Source organism: Chryseobacterium gotjawalense, from assembly GCF_030012525.1.
In the GTDB taxonomy this organism is placed as follows: domain Bacteria; phylum Bacteroidota; class Bacteroidia; order Flavobacteriales; family Weeksellaceae; genus Kaistella; species Kaistella gotjawalense.
The window spans coordinates 3,232,685-3,253,091 of record NZ_CP124855.1 but is presented as its reverse complement, the minus strand read 5'-3'; the positions used below and the strand labels follow the sequence as shown (position 1 = coordinate 3,253,091).

The window sequence follows — 20,407 nt, the reverse complement described above, 5'->3', positions numbered from 1 at the left end:
TAAGGGAAAAATTATTTTAGCCAAACCAGACCGGTTTCGGTTTTTATCGCCAAATCGTAAAAGGAATATTTCTGTACCATGGCCACCAGACCATTCCGTACTTCTTTGAAATCGTCGTGCACGGGACAGGGATTTTCTGAGGAACACGTATGCAGTCCCAGTCCGCAGTTGGTAAAAATTCCGTCGCCATCGATTAATTGAACGACATCAAAAATTTTAATTTGTTTTTGCCTGTCGACCGGAAAAATAAAACCACCCTGTTTCCCGCGAATGGATTCCAGAATGTTTTCACGGCAAAGCTGCTGCAGAATTTTTGCTGTAAAAGCTTCGGGCGCATTTACTGCCTTGGCAACTTCTTTTACATTGGCACGCCGCTCCAGATGGCTTTGTTGCGCAATATAAATCGTTGCTTTGATCGCATATTCACAGGCTTTTGAAAACATCTGTTAAATTATATTATTTGAAAAATTGCCATTTCGGAATAATCACAAAAAGTCCCAAACTGGTATAGAGAAACATATTGGTCACATCGGTATAGAGAAAAGTAGACAGAAAGAAATTATGCGCCATAAAATGCGTTACGACAGCGGCAGGAAAAACATAGGCTGCTATCTTTTTGTAGAAAAAGATAAATACCACTGAAACGACCATCAGAAGGTCTATTAAAAATATAAAATAAAAATATCCCAGCGGAATATTGATTTCCTGATGTTGTGTAAACTCATCGAGGTCGATTCCTGCTCCCATGAGCGAGAAAAGCATCAGCGCGGCCAATGCTAAAACAAATCCGAAATTTTTGCTTGGACTTTCGCCTTCAAAATTATTATTCATAATGGTAAAAATAAAAAAACTTTTGATAAGAAATCAAAAGTTTTAGTTATTGTTGATATAAATCAGTGTTTAAATCGAAACAGCGCGGATCAATCTGTTTTTATCGGAGATATGTTCTTCCATAGAAATCATACTTTCCGTTCTCATCACATCCTGGATGTCGTCAATTTGATATATAATTCTTTTGGCATCCTCCGTATTTTTTGCTTTTACTTTGCAGAAAATATTGTATTTCCCAGAAATCACACTTGCTTCTATAACATTTGGAATAGTGGCCAGTTCTTTTAAAACTTCCTGCGTTCTGTTTGACTTGGTCAAAAGGATTCCGATAAAAGCGGTGAAGTGGTAATCTAATTTCGAGTAATCAATGTTCAGTGAAGAGCCTAAGATAATTCCTGCGTCTTCCATTTTTTTTACACGTACGTGAATGGTCCCGGCAGAAACATCCATTTGTTTTGCGATTTCTGTAAAGGGCATTCTGGTATTTTCAACTAAAAAGTCCAGAATTTTCTTGTCTATTTCGTCGAGTTGATAATTCATTATATTGATTTTATATATTTATTAATAGTATGTCAAATTTTTTGCAAAATTACAAAAAAATATGAATACACGAAAATTATATCAAACATTAATAAATTTTAACTAAAAGACAATTTTTACATAAATATTCTTAATTTTTAGAGTTATTTTTAGTAGAATCTATTTTAATTACAGGTAAATCGGGCTTTTGATTTTTATTATTTTTCTTTCTTTTAAATATTGTATTGAAACTTTTGCTATACACGACCCCTATTCCGTAACTTTGGTTAGCGCCGGCATTGCCTGCTTCGGTTCCATTGAGTCCAATATTGGTTGGTTTTGAATAAGCACGCAGTAATCTGGTTCCGTCATTTTTTTTCGACCAGTCATATTCTACAATTCCTTCTCCGGAAAGATAATTAGCGCTTGTATTTTCGGATTTCGAAATAGGAATTCCTAAACCGGTTTTAACAGTCGTTCTCGGTGAGAGTGCAAAACTTAAACTTGCATTGGCGCGGTCTCCGGTATTGGAGCCAGCATCGCCTTTAAGGTAATTCAAATCGACCTGAAACTCGTTACTAATCGTATTTAAAACAGAACCTAACTGCTTAAACAACATATTATAACCTGAACTTTCAGCGAAATTTCCGATATTAACATCAAACCCTGAATTGGTGTTGTTGAAACTGTTTAAAACCAAAACCGACCCGAACTGAATAATTTTTTCGTCCTCATTGCTCATTTTTTCGGCAAGGGTTTCCTTCACACTGCTGGAAACATCCTGAGCAGAAACACCCAGCACCACTTTCGGATTGTTGAGCGTTTGGGTAATTTTTGTAGAAAGCACTATATTAATGGGTTGCAAAGTTCCCAGATTCAGATATTGTCCAGCGTTGGTTACGGTTCGCAGGTAAGTGGCATTGATGTCTAATTGCGGTGCCATCGCGTTGCCGTCCCAGCGGATGGAGCTTCCCTTCGCAATCTGAAAAGTCCGGCTCAGGATTGCTTTAGAAACAAAGGTTCCGTTATCCACGATATAATTTCCGTTCATCGAAATCGCTCCCGTTCTGGTCATGGTAAACCGCAGCCTTTCGGAATTTCCGCGAACCGTTATATCGCCAATATCATTTCCTACCAATACATTTACCGTTGTTCCTTTATCAACTTCCAGGTTGAAATCGACATTCATATTGGCCCCGGATTTTTTCTTTTTCTCGGTGGTCACCGCCCCTGTTTCGTCTCTTTTCAAAAAACGCAGCATTTTAAATTCTTCTACATTGGAGGTTGAATTGGAGTTAAATGTAAATACTGAATTGTTAAGTGCACGCATTTCGGGCGTCGAAATATTTAAACCGGAAACAGGTCCGTCTACATAGATTGTTCCGTTACCATAAACCCTTCCCCAAAATAGGTCATAATCTTTTTGACTTGTATTTAACAGCAACAGATTATCCGCACGCATCACTAAGTTGACACCCATTGAAGATAAAGTCTCAAACTGAATCGCCCCAGAAATTGTACCGCGGGAATTGGTTCTACCGTCCTTCACCCCAATATCATTCAGAATAGCCAAACCTCTTGATAACGAAACTACGGTATCGTCGAAGGAATAATCAACACCCGTAAAATCAAGCTTTAACCCGAATTTTTTCAGCGCAATATCGCCACTATAATCCATATCATTGAGTTGGCCTGCAATTCGCAGATCACCAGACGCTTTTCCCCGAATATTAGAAAATATTCCCTCTACAAATTGCTGTGCAAAGGCCAAATCAAAATCATTCATCCTGGCCACCAAGTCAAGCGATGGCGAAGTGGTATTGTTATTAATAGTTCCTGTTAAATGAAGATTATTATCCCCTAACATCCCTCTGGAAATTACTTTCGCATCTACATCAAATACATTCGGAATGGGACTGTTTTTCGTAACAATCTCTATTTTTCCCATTTCATTACCGTTCATGAAAATGTCTGTAATGGCAATGTTTATGAGTGGTTCGAGATTATTTTTATTCATTTTAATATCAAATGTGCCGTTGGCAATCCCCTTGATATCCATGTCGTTTTTGTTCTTAATCAGTGCAAATACCTTTGCGATATCTACATTCCGAACTTCGCCCTCTGCGGAGAAATCCTTCGCTGATTTAAAAATAGATTCTTTTAAAAACAGCTCACTTTTATCTGAAAAAAGCCTTAGATTTTGAATAAAGAAATCACCCGTTTTTTTCCGGTAAGTAATCGAGTGATCTAAGGCCGGATCAGTATCTACACTCCAGGCAACATCATTAAATTTAACCGTAGTCGGCTCGAACCGGAAAACAAAATCTCCCTGGCTGTTGGTGGATTGGTTGAGATTGATGGTATATTCTTTCAGCTCCTGTTTCACTTCCTCCTCGGGGGAACCGAGTTTAAAGTTAGCCGCAATATGCAGGATTTGATTATTTTCATTGGCACCGCTTAGAGTAATGTCTTTCAGAATATTTTGATTGTATTCTATCCGATTTATTTTTGCAAAAATCTGTTCCTCTAAATTCGCTGTATTTATCCTGACCATCAATTGATCGATTACCGCACTGTCTTTAGAAATCTGGTCTCTTTCATTAACCTTATACGCGGGATTTGCTTTGGCAAGTGCTTTATCAGCCTCGGTGATTTCTTCTTTTTTGGTCATCACATATTTCAGTGCTTCAGCATCTACATTCAGAATTAAATTATTTGAATTGCCGTCATAAGAACCCTCCACAGTTGCTCCTTTCGGGAGATGAAGTTCGGGCATAAAATAATTGACAAGCTCCTGCTTGACCTCAAAATTCATAGCAAAGTTTTGCCCACGGTATAATTTTCTCGGCGGTGGACCGACCAATATTTTCCCGAAACCATTTTCCACCATTCCGGCTAAATCACCTAAATTAAATTTCCCGTCAATCTTTCCGGTGACCGCACCAGGAGCATCTACAGAAACAATCCGGTTTCCATTCTCAAAAAACGCTTTTACGTCAGCATTAGGAATAGTAAACATTTTATTATTCGCCGCGAAATTCACATTTTTCAGATTAGCATCTAACGTTAAATCGTTGACATTCGTCATTGATATTTTTCCGTTGACCACGCCGCTGACGGGCTGAGTGCCTTTTGTACCGGTAAAATAATTGATGTTTAAATAATCCACATTTGCATTGACATTTGCAATAAGTTTTGAAGTACTGAAATCGATGAGTCCTTTTATATTGGCTTTTGCCTGATCGTCATTTACATTAATGATTCCGGTGTATTTTTTATGATCGAGAATTCCTTCTAAATAAACATTATTAATGACTTTATCAGTAATTTCAATTTTCGAGATTTGTGATTTTGTTCTTAAAACCATCGTATTGACATCGAAACTTCTGCCATCCACATTAAACTTTCCGCTGATTAAACCGACTTCTTTGCTTTTGGTAATGACCGAAGAGTTCAAATCATTCACATCAGCAAAACCGCGGTATTTCGGTAAATCTGTACTGTAATCTTCTAAATAAAAATTGGTGATTTTTGCCTGTCCGATTCCGGTAATCAATTTTGCGTTCGGAACAAAAACCTGTTTGGGAGTTACCCGCGCTGCACCGTCATATTTTATTCTTCCGAAATCATCTGCGAAATTTTTCATTTTAGACGAAATGAAAGTCGGCATCATCGCCTTTAAATCTTTATAGGTAAAATCGGTAGAAAGCGTGTTGGTTTCAATCTGAAAATTCCCTTTTAAAATATTGGAAACATTCATTGTTTTCGTCTTAATATTGACCTGTGGATTTCTGATCAGGAAATCATTAAGCGTAAATTTATTTAATGGACCGGTCATTTTTCCGGAAATATTGACGGGTTTATAATTATCCCAGTCCGTGACAAAATAACTGATATCGTAACCACTGATTTGACTTCCCTGCCGAAGATTCAAATCCCACCGGACTTTATTGGTAAAATCCTGCCAGGATCCATCATTCAGATTAAATTTAACATCACCCTGAAGCAGGGAATGATCAGTGTTAAAGGTTAAATTTTTTAGTAAAAGATAATCATGTTTTAAAGTAAACTCCGTAGAAAAAGTATCTACAAAATGTTTTTTACCCCATCTTTCGGTGGTAAACTGCATATTGTTAATATGGGCAGAAACCTCTGAGCCAAGCACTTTAAGTTCCGGAATCACAAGATTTACATTTTGCGCATCAAGCCATTTCCCGGCCTCACCTTCGGTGTTCTGATTAATGATGGAAATTTTTGAATTGGTGATATAAACCCTTGATTTTAATTGAAAAGGCTCTCTTGGTACCGCAGGAGCAGGACCATTAAATAAATCTACAAAACGGATAAAATTAGAAATACTGTCGCCTTTGTAAGTAATTACTTTAAGATCAAGCTCATTTAAAGATAATGATTGAAACTGTAAATTTCGGGAATCACTGATAATTGAAAACCAGTCGGAATCAGCATACAACTCTTTTGCTTTTAAAAACTGAAAGTTTTTGTAATCTTTCACCGCCACATTATGAATATAGATATCTCCAAAATAACTCACATCCACACTTTCAAAAGACATATTTGAATTTAAATCCTTATTGAGTTTGATAATTACTTTTTGGGCTGCCCAGTTTTTGGTGGCAGGTAAACTCACAATTATAATAAAAGAAAGAACCAGAAAAAGAACAGTCCAAAACATGACGAGCAATAATTTTGCCCACCATTTGTAACTTATAACATCTTTTGCAGCTTGCTCTCCAAATTCCTTGGCGGTTTCTACAGGATGATTGATGGCATCAGAAGCAAGATCCGCTGCGCCTTTCACTGTTTCTTTTACAGAATCCTGAACATTTTCCACGCCCTTCTGCACAGAATCACCAATGTTTTCTGCAATCGATTTTTTGTTTTCTTTATCGTTATTATTCTCTAAATTTGCCATTGTTATGAGTGACTCAATAATTTTAGGGATTGAATCTTCCTGCGACGACACTTCTGCTGCCGTTCTCAAAGGGAATATCATCCTCTCCAACATCGCTGCCAATCAGGAAATCCACAACGAATATGGTGGTGTGGTTCCGGAATTGGCGTCTCGTGCGCATCAACAAAACATTATCCCGGTTGTCCGGAAAGCAGTCGATAAAGCAAATATACAACAAAAAGATATTTCTGCGGTCGGTTTTACAAGAGGGCCTGGACTTTTAGGATCTCTTTTGGTCGGAACTTCTTTTGCTAAATCACTGGCAATGAGTTTAAATATTCCGTTGATTGAGGTGAATCATCTCCAGGCGCATATTTTAGCTCATTTTATTGACGATGCAAATCCCCAGCCACCGAAATTCCCTTTCCTGTGTCTCACCGTTTCCGGAGGACATACCATGATTGTGGTGGTCAGAGATTATTTCGATATGGAAATTATCGGCAAAACCATTGATGATGCTGCTGGTGAAGCTTTCGACAAAATCGGTAAAATTTTCGGTTTAGATTATCCCGCGGGACCAATCATTGACAGATTATCAAAAAACGGCGATGGAAAATCCTTTAAATTCAATAAACCACGGATAGAAAATTACAATTATTCTTTTAGTGGAATTAAAACTTCTGTACTGTATTTCATCCAGAAAGAAGTTCGCAAAAATCCGGATTTTATTAAAGAAAATCTGAATGACCTATGTGCTTCTGTACAGCAGACCCTCGTTGAAATTTTAATGGATAAATTAGAAAAAGCCGCCGAAGAACTGAACATTAATGAAGTTGCTATTGCCGGCGGCGTCTCTGCCAATTCCGGTTTGCGCGAAGCGATGCAGAAAAATGAAGAAAAATTAGGCTGGAATATTTACATCCCGAAATTTGAATATACCACGGACAATGCTGCGATGATTGCCATGGTCGCCAAGTTAAAATTTGACCGTGGCGAATTTACCGATTTATCAGTTTCTGCCACGGCAAGATATGATATTGAGGAGGGGTTTAAGTAATTGTTGGATGCTGGATGTTGGGTGTTTAAAGATATAATAAAGAATAAATTATGAAACTTTTTTTTGGAGAAGTAGTTCCCCAAGTCAAAATCAATGAAGAAGAACAAACTCATATCGTAAAAGTTTTGCGGATGAGATCAGGGGAAGAGATTGCTCTGACCGATGGTAAAGGAAATCTTGCAAAAGGAACTCTTTTATTTGAAGGAAAAAAAGTGTCGCTCGACGTAAAAGAAATTCAGGAGCATCTTCCTAATTTCCCAACCCAACTCCACATTGCAATTGCACCGACGAAAAATATCGACCGCATCGAATTCTTTGTAGAAAAAGCGACAGAAATGGGAATTACAGAAATCACTTTATTACAAACCGAAAAAACAGAACGTAAAAACTTGAATATCGATAAGTTGCGAAAACAAACGATTGCAGCTTCAAAACAAAGTCTGCGTTTTCATTTTCCTAAAGTGAATGATTTGACAAAGTTTTCTGACTTTATCAAAGACCTTAATCCTGAAACCACTTTTGTAGCCCACTGTGACGAAAATCTGGAACGGACTGATTTAAAAAAGATTAACGCACAGAAAAACATCACTTTTCTCATTGGTCCCGAAGGTGATTTTTCCCCGAATGAGATTAAAATTTTAGTTGAAAAAGGAGTAAAAGCAGTTTCGCTAGGAAACCAAAGATTGCGGACAGAAACCGCCGGTGTTTTCGTAGCAGCCTGGAATTATTTTACGAACTTCGAATAAGAACTAGATAGATTGAGCGATTCATAAATAATTTAAACTAAATCAGCAATGTCGAAAAATTACCTTTACTCAGCATTTCTAATTATTTTGTTTCTTTTTCCCTGTATAATTCAATCACAGACGCTCATCAATTACACCACCAATTATTTTGGTCCAAACGCAAATCCTGTACCGGATTTCACAAATGCTTCCATTTCAAAAAATACCGAATTCTCTGTATATGGCGACTACTATTTTGGATATGGAGACCAAACAGCTGATCAATTATTAAAAGTAGAAATCCCTTTGCTCCCTGAGAAAATATCTGTAAAGCTGTGGATCGTTCCTATCGAATACTATACGGTTACTGATGCTGTTAAAGAACGGAGAATGATGAGCAAAAATTCAGGTTTAGCGTCGGGTGATTTTTATCTGCAGACCAGAATAGCACTTTTCAACGAAAAAGAACGTAAAATTGCCGTCATACTCAACGCTACCTTAAAAACTGCGTCAGGAAGTGATTCCAACAACAGAAGATTCTTTAATACTGCCGGCTATTATTTTGACACCGAAATCGGCAAAAGCTTCGAAATACAAAACAGTTTCCTGAATGAAATCCGCTTGGTTGCCAATGCCGGATTTTATTCCTGGGATGTACAGACTCCCAATAACGATGTGCAGGATGACGCCATCATGTACGGTTTGAAAGTAATTTTGAAAAAGAAAAACATCTCCTGGGAAAACACTATTTCCGGTTACAGCGGTTGGATCAAAAGAGTGGACGACTATGGTGACAGACCAATTGTACTCGCGACAAAACTTAATTTAAAAGGAAAGCAAAACACTTACTTTTTGCAATATCAATATGGTATTAAATATTTCCCATTTAATCAAATCAGGATTGGGGCAGTTTTTCCGCTTGCGTCATTGACTCCAAATTTCCTAAAATAAATTTTCACCATCATTTATCTAAAATTTGTTCGTCATCAGCGAATTAAATTTGGCTGACTTGAATTTTTACTGAGAAAGTTATTTTTTAAAAAGCATTTAAAATATCTTTCGAATCCAAGGGTAAAAATAATGATAAGGGAAGAACAACACGATTAAACCATATTTCATAATTCTTAAATCGGCAATTACAAAATAAACGGTATAAAAATGAAACATCAGAAGAAACACAAGACAAAAAGTAAGATATTTCCTACTAAATGCTCCTAAAAAACATAAGGCTTGCAGAACAATTCCCACAATCGTTATTACAATCCATAGATTTTCATATTCATAAATTTTCAACATCCAATGTGGCAATTCTTGATCAACGATTGCATAATTTAACATTGAGTTAAATTTCGCGGCATTAGTTTCAAACCATGAGGTTTCTGGATTTGCTGTAATCAAATCCTTTCCGGCCGAAACGAGTTTCCAAAATCCCGCCAGGGAATAAGTTATTAAAAGACCCAAATAATAGATTTGAACATATTTGTAATCTTCGTCTGCAAGCTTTTTGGGATTTAAAAAAATACTAAAGAAATAACTCAAAATTAAAATATGATTGGTATGGCTAAGTCCATTATAAGAAACTACCGGAAGAGAAATATAAGCGGCGAGAAAAAAAAGCAGACTGTTAACTAAAATTGAAAACCTGAACAAACTGAAGACTATAAAAACAGCCATTACAAATGCTGCCGAATAATACAAATAGGCAGCGGGAAATACCGGCATAATGATACGCTGAAACCAAACCGTAGGTTCATAAAGTTCAGTGGCTCTTTTCGAAAATTTATAAAAGAAATCTAACTGCTGACACAGCCAAAATAAGGTGAAAACTCTAAAGAGAAAGTAACTTACTCTAAAATTAAAAACGGTGAGTTTGGGATAGGTCATTTGAGTTCGGTTATGATTTCACGATTAATTTTAAAATCTTTTTTGTCAATCTTTTGAGCATTAAAGGATTCTTTAATGAGTAAATAAGATTGATACCCAGGTTCTATTACTTTTGCAAAACGATACAGTTTTCCTTTAGAACGATGGTCCGTCTTATTTTTGTCAATTTCACTTCCGATATTATTAATAATCGACGCTTTTTCGTTTCCATCAAAAAGAGCAGAATCTGTATTTGTTAAACGAACGGTATCTTTTTTCGAAATACCATAAAGTTTATATTGAAAATCAGTTGTTGAGGAACCTGAAGGTTTGGTAAAAAGACGCCAGGTATAGAAAGGGTAAATCTCACCATACCCAGCTTTAATAGTGAAAAAAGATAAAAATGAAAATACGAGGCTTAAAGCAAAAAGATAATAGGTATATTTCTTCATATTGAGTTTTAAGAATTAGAAATATTTAAAAACGCTTCATCTTTTTCAAGTAATGATTTAAAATCTGCTCGCCACTTTTGATGGAATTCACCGCCCAGCGGACTTTCATTTCCCACAATTTTTCTTCGGAAAGTTTATAATCTAAATTCGACTTTATCAATTTCTGTTTGAGTTCATACATACAAATTGCCGCTGCAACAGAAACATTGAAACTTCTGGTAAAACCATACATGGGAATCGCTAAAGTTTCGTCGGCGAAATCTAAAACTTCCTTGCTGACTCCTTCTGCTTCAGTTCCAAAAACTAAGGCGACAGGTTCTGTAATTTGAAAATCCGATAAAAGCGTCGCCTTATTTTCCGGAGAAACAGCAACAATTTTATAACCCCGGTTTTTAATCTCTTTTAAAGAATCGATGGTATGTGGAAGCCGTTCTACTTCTACCCAAGTTTCCGCTCCTTTGGTGACACGCAAATTGGGATTGAATTCATGCGCGCTTTCCATCGCCACAATTTTATGAAACCCACAGGCTTCTACGGAACGTACAATCGCCGCCGCATTACGGAATTGAAAAACATCTTCAATCACAGGCAAAACAAAGTCGGAACTTTCCGGAGCAAAATGATTAATTTTCTGCAGTCGCTCCTCAGTAAGAAATTGCTGGAGATACTCGAAGGTTTGCTGGTTTTTCATGAGTTCAAAAATAAGGATTATTTGGAGTTAATTAAACCTTCAAGGTTTAAAAAAATTGTAAAGGTTTAAAAATGGGGAGTGAGCCAACAGAGCTCCGAAAAGGTGAGTAAAATAAGCGCTGTTAGAGCTTAAAGCTCTAACAGCGCTCTTCAGGAGCGGAATTGAAATGAAGAGCCTTTTTTAAAAAAAAATAGCATCGACGATAATTCGCGCAGGAAATCAGAAAAACTCACCCGATCGGAAGTTTTGTTATTCTCTAAAATACTGTATTTTTGAAGTTATGAAAAGAAAAGTGCTCCTGATTTATACCGGCGGAACCATCGGCATGGAAAAAGATTACGAAACCGGCAGCTTGCAGGCCTTCGATTTTGGAAATATCTTCCAGAAAATTCCGGAAATGAAATTGATCGAGTGTGAAGTTTCGGTATATCCTTTTAAAAAACCCCTTGATTCTTCGGATATGGGACCAAAAGAATGGAAAATGATTGCGAATCATATCGATAAAAATTATGAAAACTACGATGGTTTTTTGATTCTGCATGGGACAGATACGATGTCTTACACGGCATCGGCACTGAGTTTTATGTTGAAGAACTTAAAAAAACCCGTGATTTTGACAGGATCCCAGTTACCTATCGGAGATTTGCGTACGGATGCGAAGGAAAATCTTCTGACGAGTTTGTATTATGCAAGTCTGTATGAAAATGATGAGGCGGTCATTCAGGAAGTTACGATCTATTTTGAATACAAATTACTGCGGGGAAACCGAACTTTGAAATATTCTGCTGAATTTTTCGATGCTTATCAAACGCCGAATTATCCGGTTTTGGGTCAATCCGGCGTTCATTTGAATGTGAAGAAAGATTATCTGTGGCGAAACAAAACCGATGATCAATTTATGGTAGATGACCACATTTCGCAGGACGTTTTATTTTGGCGTATTTTTCCGGGAATGCATTTGAACCATTTTACGCAGATTCCCAATGTGAAGGTTTTGGTTTTACAGGTTTTCGGTTCCGGAACTATTTTTAATACTTCGAGAACACAAAAGACTTTGCAGATGTTGCGGGATCAGGGGACAGAAATCGTGGTCATCTCCCAGTGTGTCTCTGGCGGAATTAGTTTTGGAAAATATTCCAACTCTAATATTTTCACAAAAATAGGTGCGATCAGCGGCCACGACATTACAGCGGAAAGCGCTATCACCAAAGCGATGCACCTTTTAGATAATCCTAATTATGCGGGAACCTTTGCCGAAAATTTTGTGCGGAACTTGTGCGGTGAGGTTACTGAATAATCTCCACAGCAAGGTGTAAAAAGGGAGAATAAGTTTTTATTTGTAAAAATTACGGACTTGCATTTTTAGAATTCAATTAAATACCCTATTTTTGCAGTCTTCAATTAGAGAGGTGTCCGAGTGGTTGAAGGAGCTAGCCTGGAAAGCTAGTGTACGGGCAACTGTACCGTGGGTTCGAATCCCATCCTCTCTACAAACAAGTCTGTAAATCAGCATTTTACACTAATCAGAGACCAACGTCTCTGATTTTTTTTTGTTTTATGTGAAACAGGATTGCTATTATAGGATCAGTTCTCACAAAATATGAAGAAAAAATTCTACATTTCAAGCGTACTGAAAAATGGCGAGTTTACCGATGGCCTGTATGCTTTTTATCCTTCGTATCCATTTCTTTCATTTTCTTCATCTTCTCGGGATTTTTCTTCATCATCTCCATCATCATCTTCATCATTTCCGGATTCTCTTGCATCATCTTTTTCATCATTTCTGGATTTTCTTTCATTTTACGGTGCATTTTGTCCATCATAGCTTCTCTTTGAGCAGGATCATCCATCATATTTTTTATCATTTTTTCCTGCATCTCAGGACTGTTTTCCATTTTCTGCTGCATCATTTTCTCCATCTTTTCCTTCATCACAGGATCATTTTCCATTTTTTCCTGCATCATTTTATCCATTTTTTTCTTCATTTCAGGATTTTCCTTCATCATTTCCATCATTTTCCCGTCCTCCATCATTTTCATGTGATTTTTCATCATCAACATACGGGCGTTTTTATCACTATCCGCAATTTTCAAAAATTCGGAAAATTTAACGGTATCTGAAATTATGTTTTGATAGAGTTCCTTACGATTCTCGTCATTTTGCAAGGTTTTAGAAGCACTAAAAGTAGATTGGCAACTTGTTGTCAATAATAGTGTTGAGACTGCCAAAAAAATTAAAAAGTTTTTCATTACAAAATTATTTAAGTTAATATTCATTTGTGTGTAAAATCTTGTTGAAATTTTATGCTGGTCCCAAATTTTGTGATATAGCTTTTTATTAAAGAAAACATTTTCGCCCTTTTGAAGTTTTTATACTATAAAGCTTTAATTACTTTTTGTAATTTGGCACTTATCTCATTCGCAATAGATTGCAAATCTTTGTTTTCTACCGCTTGCATAGATGCGCCAGGATCTACTGCAGAAACCTCAACGTGTCCGGTTTCTTTTTCCTGCACAATTACATTGCAAGGCAACATTGTACCAATTTTATCTTCTGCCAATAAAGCTTTGTAGGCATAAGGCGGATTGCATGCACCAAGGATTTTGTAATTATAAAAATCTACATCCAGCTTTTTCTTTAGGGTAGCTTTAATGTCTATTTCTGTCAATATTCCAAAGCCTTCCTCCATTAATGAATCCGTTACTTTTTGAACAGCTTCATCAAAGGTTATATTCACGAGTGATTTTGAGAAATAGTAATTCATGTAATTAATTTTTAGATTTACTTTTTTAAATGTTTGCTGTAAAACACTTGTTTTTTAGAATCTTGGAGCCGGCAGTTTCCCATCTTATACAGTGATGAATTCATCCACCGATGGATAAAACTTCGGCTTCAATAATATTTTTATTGCTGTATAAAGTTACATTTATAATTTTAAAAGTGCCTCAAAATTTCACACAAAAACACACATAACCTTCCTGTATTCAAATATATAAGGAGAATTTAATAAAGTGAAGGTTAACAAAAAAGACAGTTGGTCATATCTCATTAATTTCAGTAATACATGACCCTTTGGTCGTCAACCAGTTTTATCAGACCTTATACCGGCTCTATCTTCAGACAGCTGGCACAATATTTACCATTCATTCGGGCGCAATACAAAAATGCTTGAACGCTCCCACTTTTAATACTTTTTAACCTTTCAATACTCCCCGAAAATTCATTGAAAAACTTAACTTTGTAATAAAGTAAAAAGTATATGGAAACGAAGAAAGATTTTTTTCTCGAGTGTTATCAGCTCGGCATCATTAAGTTTGGAAGATTTACACTGAAGTCAGGTATTGAAAGTCCGTTTTATGTAGATTTACGTCCGTTGGCATCGGATCCAAAAATCCTGAAAAAGCTTGCTAACTATATGCTGGACATGCTTCCTCTGGATAATTTCGACTTGATTTGCGGGGTTCCGTATGCGGCACTTCCGATGGCGACTGCAATGTCTCTGGAAAGTTATCTGCCTTTAATTATCAAACGCAAAGAAGCCAAACAGTACGGCACCAAAAAATTACTGGAAGGCATTTACACGCAGGGGCAAAACTGCCTCCTGGTGGAAGATGTGATTACTTCCGGCGCTTCTTTATTAGAAACCATTCCGGAAATTGAAAATGAAGGAATTACCGTTTCTGATATCGTGGTGGTTTTAGACCGGCAACAGGGTGGAAAGGAAATTCTGGAAAACAAGGGATTCCGTGTTCATACGCTTTTTACGATTTCAGAAGTGTGTTCTATCTTGAAAGAGGAAGGCCATTTATCCGATGACGAAGTTGAAAGAATCAATGATTTTCTTGCCGGAAATGTGGTGAAATTCAAAGAGGAAAAAAGAATTTCTTATGAACAGAAACTGGATCTTTGTGACCATTCTGTCGCTCAGAAACTGCTGGAAATTGCGATTGAAAAGAAATCGAACCTGATTGTTTCCGCGGATGTTACTACTACACAGGAACTGTTGGCACTGGCTGAAAAAGTCGGACCACACATTGTCGCTTTGAAAACACATATCGATATCTTAATCGATTTCAATTCAGATCAAACCATTTTACCATTAAAAGATTTAGCTACCAAATACAATTTCCTTTTGATGGAAGACCGCAAATTTGCAGATATTGGAAACACCCAGGAATTACAGTTTGCGTACGGAATGTATAAAATATCGAACTGGGCAGATTTGGTAACGGCGCAGGTCATTGCCGGGTACGATTCCCTCGACTGTTTCAGAAATGTAGGCGTGGTTGCAATTTTGGGGATGTCCTCCAAAGGGACTTTAACAGATTCCAGTTACCGGGAAGAAGCAACAAAAATTGCCTTATCTCACCCCAATGTTTTTGGAGGAGTCGCCCAAAATAAGATTCCAAATGAACTTCTTTTGTTTACGCCTGGAATTAATTTGGCGGACTCTGGCGATGGAAAAGGACAACAATACAATACGCCTGAACATGCCTTTGCCCAACTGGAAACCGATTTCATTATCGTAGGAAGAGGCATTTACAAATCCAATGACCCTGAAAAATCGGCCCTGACTTACAGAATCGCAGGCTGGAAAGCGTATGAGCAAAGTCTTTAGGTGATCCCAAATTATAAAGCAACTCACTCCCGCTGATAAAGTCGATTTTACAGATCTACATTTTGAAAATCTTTGTTAAAGGTTTTCTCTGTGGGTGTTTTTACGATTGCGCTCATGATTGCTTTCCCTATTTTAAAAATAAAGAAATCTTTTAATAAAATTAAAATTTGTCTAATCTGATTTTACTGTTCCTCTGTTTATTCCTTGGATTTTTCCTGAGAAAAACAAAACTGTTCCCAGAAAACGGGCATCTGGCGCTGAACGCTTTCGTCATCAACATTTCTTTGTCAGCGTTATCTCTTTATTTTATTCCAAAGATTGTCCTGAACTTTCAGGTGGTATTTCCGGTAATGGTTCCGTGGCTGAATATTGTATTGGCTTTCCTCTTTTTCAGTTTCCTGGGCCGAAAAATGAAATGGCCGAAAACACTGATCGGTGCATTAATTCTGTGTGCCGGTTTTGGAAATACTTCTTTTGTAGGAATCCCCGTAATTCAGTCGCTGTATGGTGAAAGTGGTTTGAAAACAGTGATGCTCGTGGACCAACCGGGTTCTTTTGTGGCACTTTCAACACTGGGAATTATTTTCGCTAATTTTTATTCAGGTGGAAAAAGTTCCTTCTCCGACATTCTGAAAAAGATTTTAAAATTCCCACCATTTATTGCATTCTCGGCAGCTGTTTTTTTAAACTTAGTAAATATTGAAGTTCCGTTTTTCATTGACGATGTTTTTGCAAAACTCGGCGCAACCACCGTACCGCTGGCTTTGGTTTCGTTGGGTAGCCAACTGCAATGGCAGAAGTTAGACCGCGATGCAAAACCACTGTTTTGGGGACTTTTGTTTAAACTGATCTTATTTCCAGCGCTAATTTTCGTCCTGTATTTTTTCATCTTCAACCAAAGAGGAGAAATCATTGAAATTGCTTTTTTAGAATCTGCCATGGCTCCCATGATTACTGCGGCCATCATGGCATCAACCCACAAGTTAGAGCCCAAACTCTGTAATTTAATGGTGGGCATCGGCATTCCGTTATCACTGCTCACGCTCACCTTTTGGTATATTATCTTAAAAATGTCCGGTTTATTGGTGATTTGATTTTTCCCTTAGATGATATGCCTGCCATCGTCTTCTTATCATACGTCAAGGTTAATTGATATAAAGATTCGTAAATTTGATTGTATTTTAAAACAAAAGTTATGAAAGTAGATATTTGGAGCGACATTCGTTGCCCGTTCTGTTATGTTGGAAAGAAGAATTTCGAAAAAGCTCTGGAACAGTTTCCTGAAAAGGAAAAAATTGAAGTGACATGGCATAGTTTTCAGCTTGATCCACACTTAAAAACACAACCAGACATCGATTCTTTGGAATACTTCTCAGAATCGAAAGGAGTTTCTGCAGCACAGGCGAAAGAAATGCATAATCACGTTTACAAAGCTGGAAAAGCAGCAGGAATTGATTTTAATTTTGATCATCAAAAAGTTGCGAATTCATACCGGGCACATCTTTTGTTGCAACTGGCTGCGACAAAAAATTTGGCAAATGAAGCCGAAGAAGCTTTATTTAAAGCCCAGTTAATCGAAGGTAAAAACATCGATGATGAAGCGACTTTAATAGAAATCGGAAAGTATGTTTCTTTAGAAGAAAACGAAATCAAAGAAGCACTTCTTTCTGATGATTTCGGGATGGAGGTAACCCGCGATATGATGTTGGCCCAGCAAATGGGAATCAGTGGTGTTCCGTTTTTTGTGATTAATGATAAGTATGGAGTTTCTGGTGCACAGCCTCCCGCAGCATTTACAGAGGTTTTGGAAAACTCATGGAAAGAGTTTTCTGCAGGTGATAAAGGTTTGCAAATCATTTATGGTGGCGAAAGTTGTGATATTGATGGAAATTGTGACTAAACAAGCTTATATAAAATTGACAAACTTCCGGAGTATCACATTCCGGAAGTTTTTTTTAACTTTAAAAATGTAATAACCAAGGTCTAAAAGTTGTATTCAGTAGCATTAAATTAAAGAATAATGAGCAGAGGATTTGTAAAAGAAGATGACCAGGAAGAAGTTCCTTTGGTTCCGCCCAGAGCCGATTTACCGGTGGGAACTGAAAACTTCGTGACTCAAAAAGGAATGGATTCTTTAACGGAAGAACGTGAAAAATTACTGCACGAACAGGAAAACCTGGATTCTGCTCAGGAGAAAGAATACCGCATTTCTTTCAATCATATCAATGCAAAACTGCAGTTATTAAATGAAAGAATTGCCTCCGCAAAAATCATCGATGTCAAAAAACTTCCACAAGATGAAGTGCATTTTGGCGCAAAAGTCACTTTTAAAAATGTAGAAAATAAAGCCACACAACTATTTCAATTGGTTGGTGTGGATGAAGCCAATATTGCAAAAGGAAAAATAGCATTTATAACTCCTTTAGCAAAAGTTTTAATGCATAAAAAAGTTGGAGAACAAGCCATCTTAGATTTAGGATCCAGAAAAAGTACTTTTGAAATTTTGAAAATTGAGTATTAAAACAGGCAGATTTATATTATTCTTTTATTGGTCAACAATTGAACGCATAAAATAATTCCCGAGAATGACAGTCCTACTGCGGAAACGCCTGTCCAGCCAAAATAAGTCCAGGCGAGCGACCCGAAACTCGTTCCGGCAGCACCGCCGATGAAAAAGCCGACCATGTAAATCGTATTGACTCGGTTTCTAGCTTCTGTGTTTTTTGAAAAAACAATATTCTGATTGGTAATGTGAACGCTCTGTACTCCCAAATCAATTAAAACAACGCCGATAATTAATCCGATAATTGAATGTGGGGAAATTAAAAATATCAACCAGGAAACAATAATTAAAATGGCTCCTGCGATAATAAGATTGCTTTTCTTAACGCGGCTGTTTAGTTTCCCAACCACGGTTGCTCCCAGCGCACCTGCAATCCCGAACAAACCAAATCCTCCGGCGACCGCGCTTCCGTAACCGAAAGAATCCTCCATCAGGAATACAAAGGTCGTCCAGAAAGCACTTAAACTACCGAATGCCAAGGCGCCACGCAAAGTTGCCAACCGCAAAGTAGGTTCGGTTTTTAAATAAAACCAAAGCGACTTCATCAATTTCAAATAACTCTCGCCAAATTTCGGCTGAATGATCGGAAGTTTGACATTTAACAAAAAGAACAGCAAAGTCATCAATGTCGCAGCGCCGTAAAATACCGTTCGCCAACCGAAATATTCACCAACCAAACCGCTCAGGACACGACTTCCCAAAATCCCGATGAGCAATCCACTCATCACGATTCCTATTGCTCTTCCACGACCTTCATCATTGCTTAAATGAGCAACCATCGGTACAAACAGCTGCGGAAGCGTAGACGTAAAGCCGATTAAAAAACTGCTGAATATTAATAAGAATAAAGATTTTGAAAACGCTGCTCCCAATAAAGAAAGCACCAAAATTAAAAAATTGAGTCTGATGATTTTCAGATTACTGACTTTATCACCCAACGGAATAATAAACAGCAACCCAAGCGCATAACCGATTTGGGTAGACAGCGCGACATTACTGGCCTCTGAATCACTTACTTTAAAACTTGAAGCAATATCATGCAGCAAAGGTTGATTATAATATAAATTGGCCACGACCAAACCGGCCGAAATACTCAAAAGATAAAGAAGGGAATTGGGTAATTTGTTTTCCATAAGAGTTGGCGACACCATATTTTTTTAAACAGGTGCAAAACTAAAACTTCTCCGGTAATAAATGCGCTGTTTATTATTGTATTCTTTAATAGAAAAAGATGACCTCATCTATTGTCCATAACTCCATTAAAGTAAATGTTAACGTAAAGCGTGAAACCGTTTAATTGAGCTCGGTTTAAAAATATATTTGGCCGTAGCGGTTTCCGCTGTGTCAACATCCAGTTCATACCATGGGGAAAGCTGCGGATTTCTGTGATTCACCAGGATATGAATATCCTGCGCCGGCATAAAACTTTCGGCCAGTAAATACAGTTTTTTGCCTGATGCATTTCTGGCCACGCCCACAATAATAACCAAATGACCGGGACTTCCGGGTTTGATCAGAAAATCTCCCGTTCTGATGGCTGCATTATTTTTAATAGGAATTGACTCGCGATCCAAAGAAATCGTTCCCGCATATCTGAAAATAACTTCTAAATATTTCTGGAAGCTTTCATAAGAATCATCAGCTTTGCCGGTGTTTACAAAACGTACTTTTTTATTGAATTCTTTAGTTCGGACTCCATTTTTAAAATCGTTCCACGGGAAAAACTGGGTGCTCGTAAATTCGAATCCGATATCATCAAACTTTTGATTGATCCATAAATATTCGGCATACAACCGAATCCAGGCATCTGCGCATTGTTGTAGATTTTTATCACCCACATTAATTTTCAGCAGCGCGATATGATGTTGCTGTTGCCCAATCAAAGCTCCAGTAAAATCTCTCACCGGGAAATTCGGGGGATGAAGCGGGAAATCATTCAGGAATTCGCTGAAACTTCCGGGCTGCTCCTTGGCCCAGTAAAAACCTTTTGGCGGCACAAAACGGGTCCGGATTGAAGATTTGGTTTCGTCGATGACCAATGGTATCGTCGTCTCAATTACTTGGGAAGAAATATTTTGAAATGAAATTAAGAGCAATAATAATCCAAACCGTTTCAATGGGTACATTATTTAAAGATAATCAAAATTACTTATTATTTCTAAATACGTGAAAATAA

At 37.3% G+C, this 20,407-nt stretch carries 19 protein-coding genes and 1 tRNA gene; 9 read left to right on the top strand and 11 right to left on the bottom strand.

What is annotated here, in order from left to right; all coding sequences use genetic code 11:
• Positions 1–11: 11 nt before the first annotated feature.
• From QGN23_RS14770 to QGN23_RS14755, 4 genes are all read right to left on the bottom strand, one after another.
• Positions 12–443: an RrF2 family transcriptional regulator gene (locus tag QGN23_RS14770; protein ID WP_282905001.1), complete on the bottom strand. Its 432-nt coding sequence runs from the start codon at positions 441–443 to the stop codon at positions 12–14.
• A gap of 13 nt (positions 444–456) precedes the next feature.
• A complete protein-coding gene (locus QGN23_RS14765; protein ID WP_282905000.1) occupies positions 457–831 on the bottom strand; it encodes a hypothetical protein in 375 nt (124 codons plus the stop codon).
• 69 nt (positions 832–900) lie between these two features.
• Positions 901–1,371 (bottom strand): Lrp/AsnC family transcriptional regulator, encoded by a 471-nt coding sequence (locus QGN23_RS14760; protein ID WP_133438484.1) that lies wholly within the window; start codon positions 1,369–1,371, stop codon positions 901–903.
• 130 nt (positions 1,372–1,501) lie between these two features.
• Entirely contained in the window at positions 1,502–6,283 is a 4,782-nt protein-coding gene (locus QGN23_RS14755) for a translocation/assembly module TamB domain-containing protein (RefSeq protein WP_282904999.1), read from the bottom strand.
• A gap of 4 nt (positions 6,284–6,287) precedes the next feature.
• Between QGN23_RS14755 and tsaD the strand changes: the two genes are divergently transcribed.
• Genes tsaD through QGN23_RS14740 form a run of 3 tightly spaced genes read left to right on the top strand, consistent with a single transcriptional unit; the run spans position 6,288 to position 8,995 of the window.
• Positions 6,288–7,319 carry a tRNA (adenosine(37)-N6)-threonylcarbamoyltransferase complex transferase subunit TsaD gene (gene tsaD, locus QGN23_RS14750; RefSeq protein ID WP_282904998.1) on the top strand — a complete coding sequence of 344 codons (1,032 nt, stop codon included), beginning with the start codon at positions 6,288–6,290 and terminating at the stop codon, positions 7,317–7,319.
• A 50-nt stretch (positions 7,320–7,369) separates the two neighbouring features.
• Entirely contained in the window at positions 7,370–8,065 is a 696-nt protein-coding gene (locus QGN23_RS14745; RefSeq protein ID WP_282904997.1) for an RsmE family RNA methyltransferase, read from the top strand.
• Positions 8,066–8,113: 48 nt separating this feature from the next.
• A complete protein-coding gene (locus QGN23_RS14740) occupies positions 8,114–8,995 on the top strand; it encodes a hypothetical protein (protein ID WP_282904996.1) in 882 nt (293 codons plus the stop codon).
• Positions 8,996–9,091: 96 nt separating this feature from the next.
• Here QGN23_RS14740 and QGN23_RS14735 read toward each other — a convergent pair whose 3' ends face one another.
• The 3 genes from QGN23_RS14735 to QGN23_RS14725 are packed head-to-tail and all read right to left on the bottom strand — an operon-like array spanning position 9,092 to position 11,050.
• Positions 9,092–9,928, bottom strand: coding sequence for a hypothetical protein (locus tag QGN23_RS14735; RefSeq protein ID WP_282904995.1), 837 nt, complete (start codon positions 9,926–9,928; stop codon positions 9,092–9,094).
• Complete coding sequence (locus QGN23_RS14730) at positions 9,925–10,359, bottom strand: hypothetical protein (RefSeq protein WP_282904994.1); 435 nt, start codon at positions 10,357–10,359, stop codon at positions 9,925–9,927. Before QGN23_RS14730 ends, QGN23_RS14735 begins: the two co-directional genes overlap by 4 nt.
• Positions 10,360–10,384: 25 nt before the next feature.
• The gene (locus QGN23_RS14725; RefSeq protein WP_282904993.1) at positions 10,385–11,050 is read right to left on the bottom strand and encodes a TrmH family RNA methyltransferase; all 666 of its coding nucleotides are present in this window, start codon (positions 11,048–11,050) and stop codon (positions 10,385–10,387) included.
• A 280-nt stretch (positions 11,051–11,330) separates the two neighbouring features.
• On the opposite strand from QGN23_RS14725, the gene QGN23_RS14720 reads away from it, so the two are divergent.
• Both QGN23_RS14720 and QGN23_RS14715 read left to right on the top strand, forming a co-directional pair.
• Entirely contained in the window at positions 11,331–12,347 is a 1,017-nt protein-coding gene (locus tag QGN23_RS14720) for an asparaginase (RefSeq protein WP_282904992.1), read from the top strand.
• A 106-nt stretch (positions 12,348–12,453) separates the two neighbouring features.
• Positions 12,454–12,540 (top strand) — tRNA-Ser (locus tag QGN23_RS14715).
• A 156-nt stretch (positions 12,541–12,696) separates the two neighbouring features.
• Here the strand turns inward: QGN23_RS14715 and QGN23_RS14710 are convergent.
• Complete coding sequence (locus tag QGN23_RS14710; RefSeq protein ID WP_282904991.1) at positions 12,697–13,299, bottom strand: hypothetical protein; 603 nt, start codon at positions 13,297–13,299, stop codon at positions 12,697–12,699.
• A 125-nt stretch (positions 13,300–13,424) separates the two neighbouring features.
• A complete protein-coding gene (locus tag QGN23_RS14705; RefSeq protein ID WP_282904990.1) occupies positions 13,425–13,814 on the bottom strand; it encodes a DUF302 domain-containing protein in 390 nt (129 codons plus the stop codon).
• 495 nt (positions 13,815–14,309) lie between these two features.
• On the opposite strand from QGN23_RS14705, the gene pyrF reads away from it, so the two are divergent.
• From pyrF to QGN23_RS14685, 4 genes are all read left to right on the top strand, one after another.
• The gene (pyrF, locus tag QGN23_RS14700) at positions 14,310–15,668 is read left to right on the top strand and encodes an orotidine-5'-phosphate decarboxylase (RefSeq protein WP_282904989.1); all 1,359 of its coding nucleotides are present in this window, start codon (positions 14,310–14,312) and stop codon (positions 15,666–15,668) included.
• A gap of 167 nt (positions 15,669–15,835) precedes the next feature.
• The gene (locus QGN23_RS14695; protein ID WP_282904988.1) at positions 15,836–16,762 is read left to right on the top strand and encodes an AEC family transporter; all 927 of its coding nucleotides are present in this window, start codon (positions 15,836–15,838) and stop codon (positions 16,760–16,762) included.
• Positions 16,763–16,863: 101 nt separating this feature from the next.
• Positions 16,864–17,568, top strand: a complete 705-nt coding sequence (locus QGN23_RS14690; protein ID WP_282904987.1) for a DsbA family oxidoreductase — start codon at positions 16,864–16,866, stop codon at positions 17,566–17,568.
• A gap of 120 nt (positions 17,569–17,688) precedes the next feature.
• Positions 17,689–18,189 carry a GreA/GreB family elongation factor gene (locus QGN23_RS14685; protein ID WP_282904986.1) on the top strand — a complete coding sequence of 167 codons (501 nt, stop codon included), beginning with the start codon at positions 17,689–17,691 and terminating at the stop codon, positions 18,187–18,189.
• Between the two features lie 11 nt (positions 18,190–18,200).
• Here QGN23_RS14685 and QGN23_RS14680 read toward each other — a convergent pair whose 3' ends face one another.
• Both QGN23_RS14680 and QGN23_RS14675 read right to left on the bottom strand, forming a co-directional pair.
• On the bottom strand, positions 18,201–19,364 hold the full coding sequence (locus QGN23_RS14680; RefSeq protein WP_282904985.1) for an MFS transporter: 1,164 nt from the start codon (positions 19,362–19,364) through the stop codon (positions 18,201–18,203).
• Positions 19,365–19,502: 138 nt separating this feature from the next.
• On the bottom strand, positions 19,503–20,357 hold the full coding sequence (locus QGN23_RS14675; protein WP_282904984.1) for a DUF4846 domain-containing protein: 855 nt from the start codon (positions 20,355–20,357) through the stop codon (positions 19,503–19,505).
• Positions 20,358–20,407 lie beyond the last annotated feature (50 nt).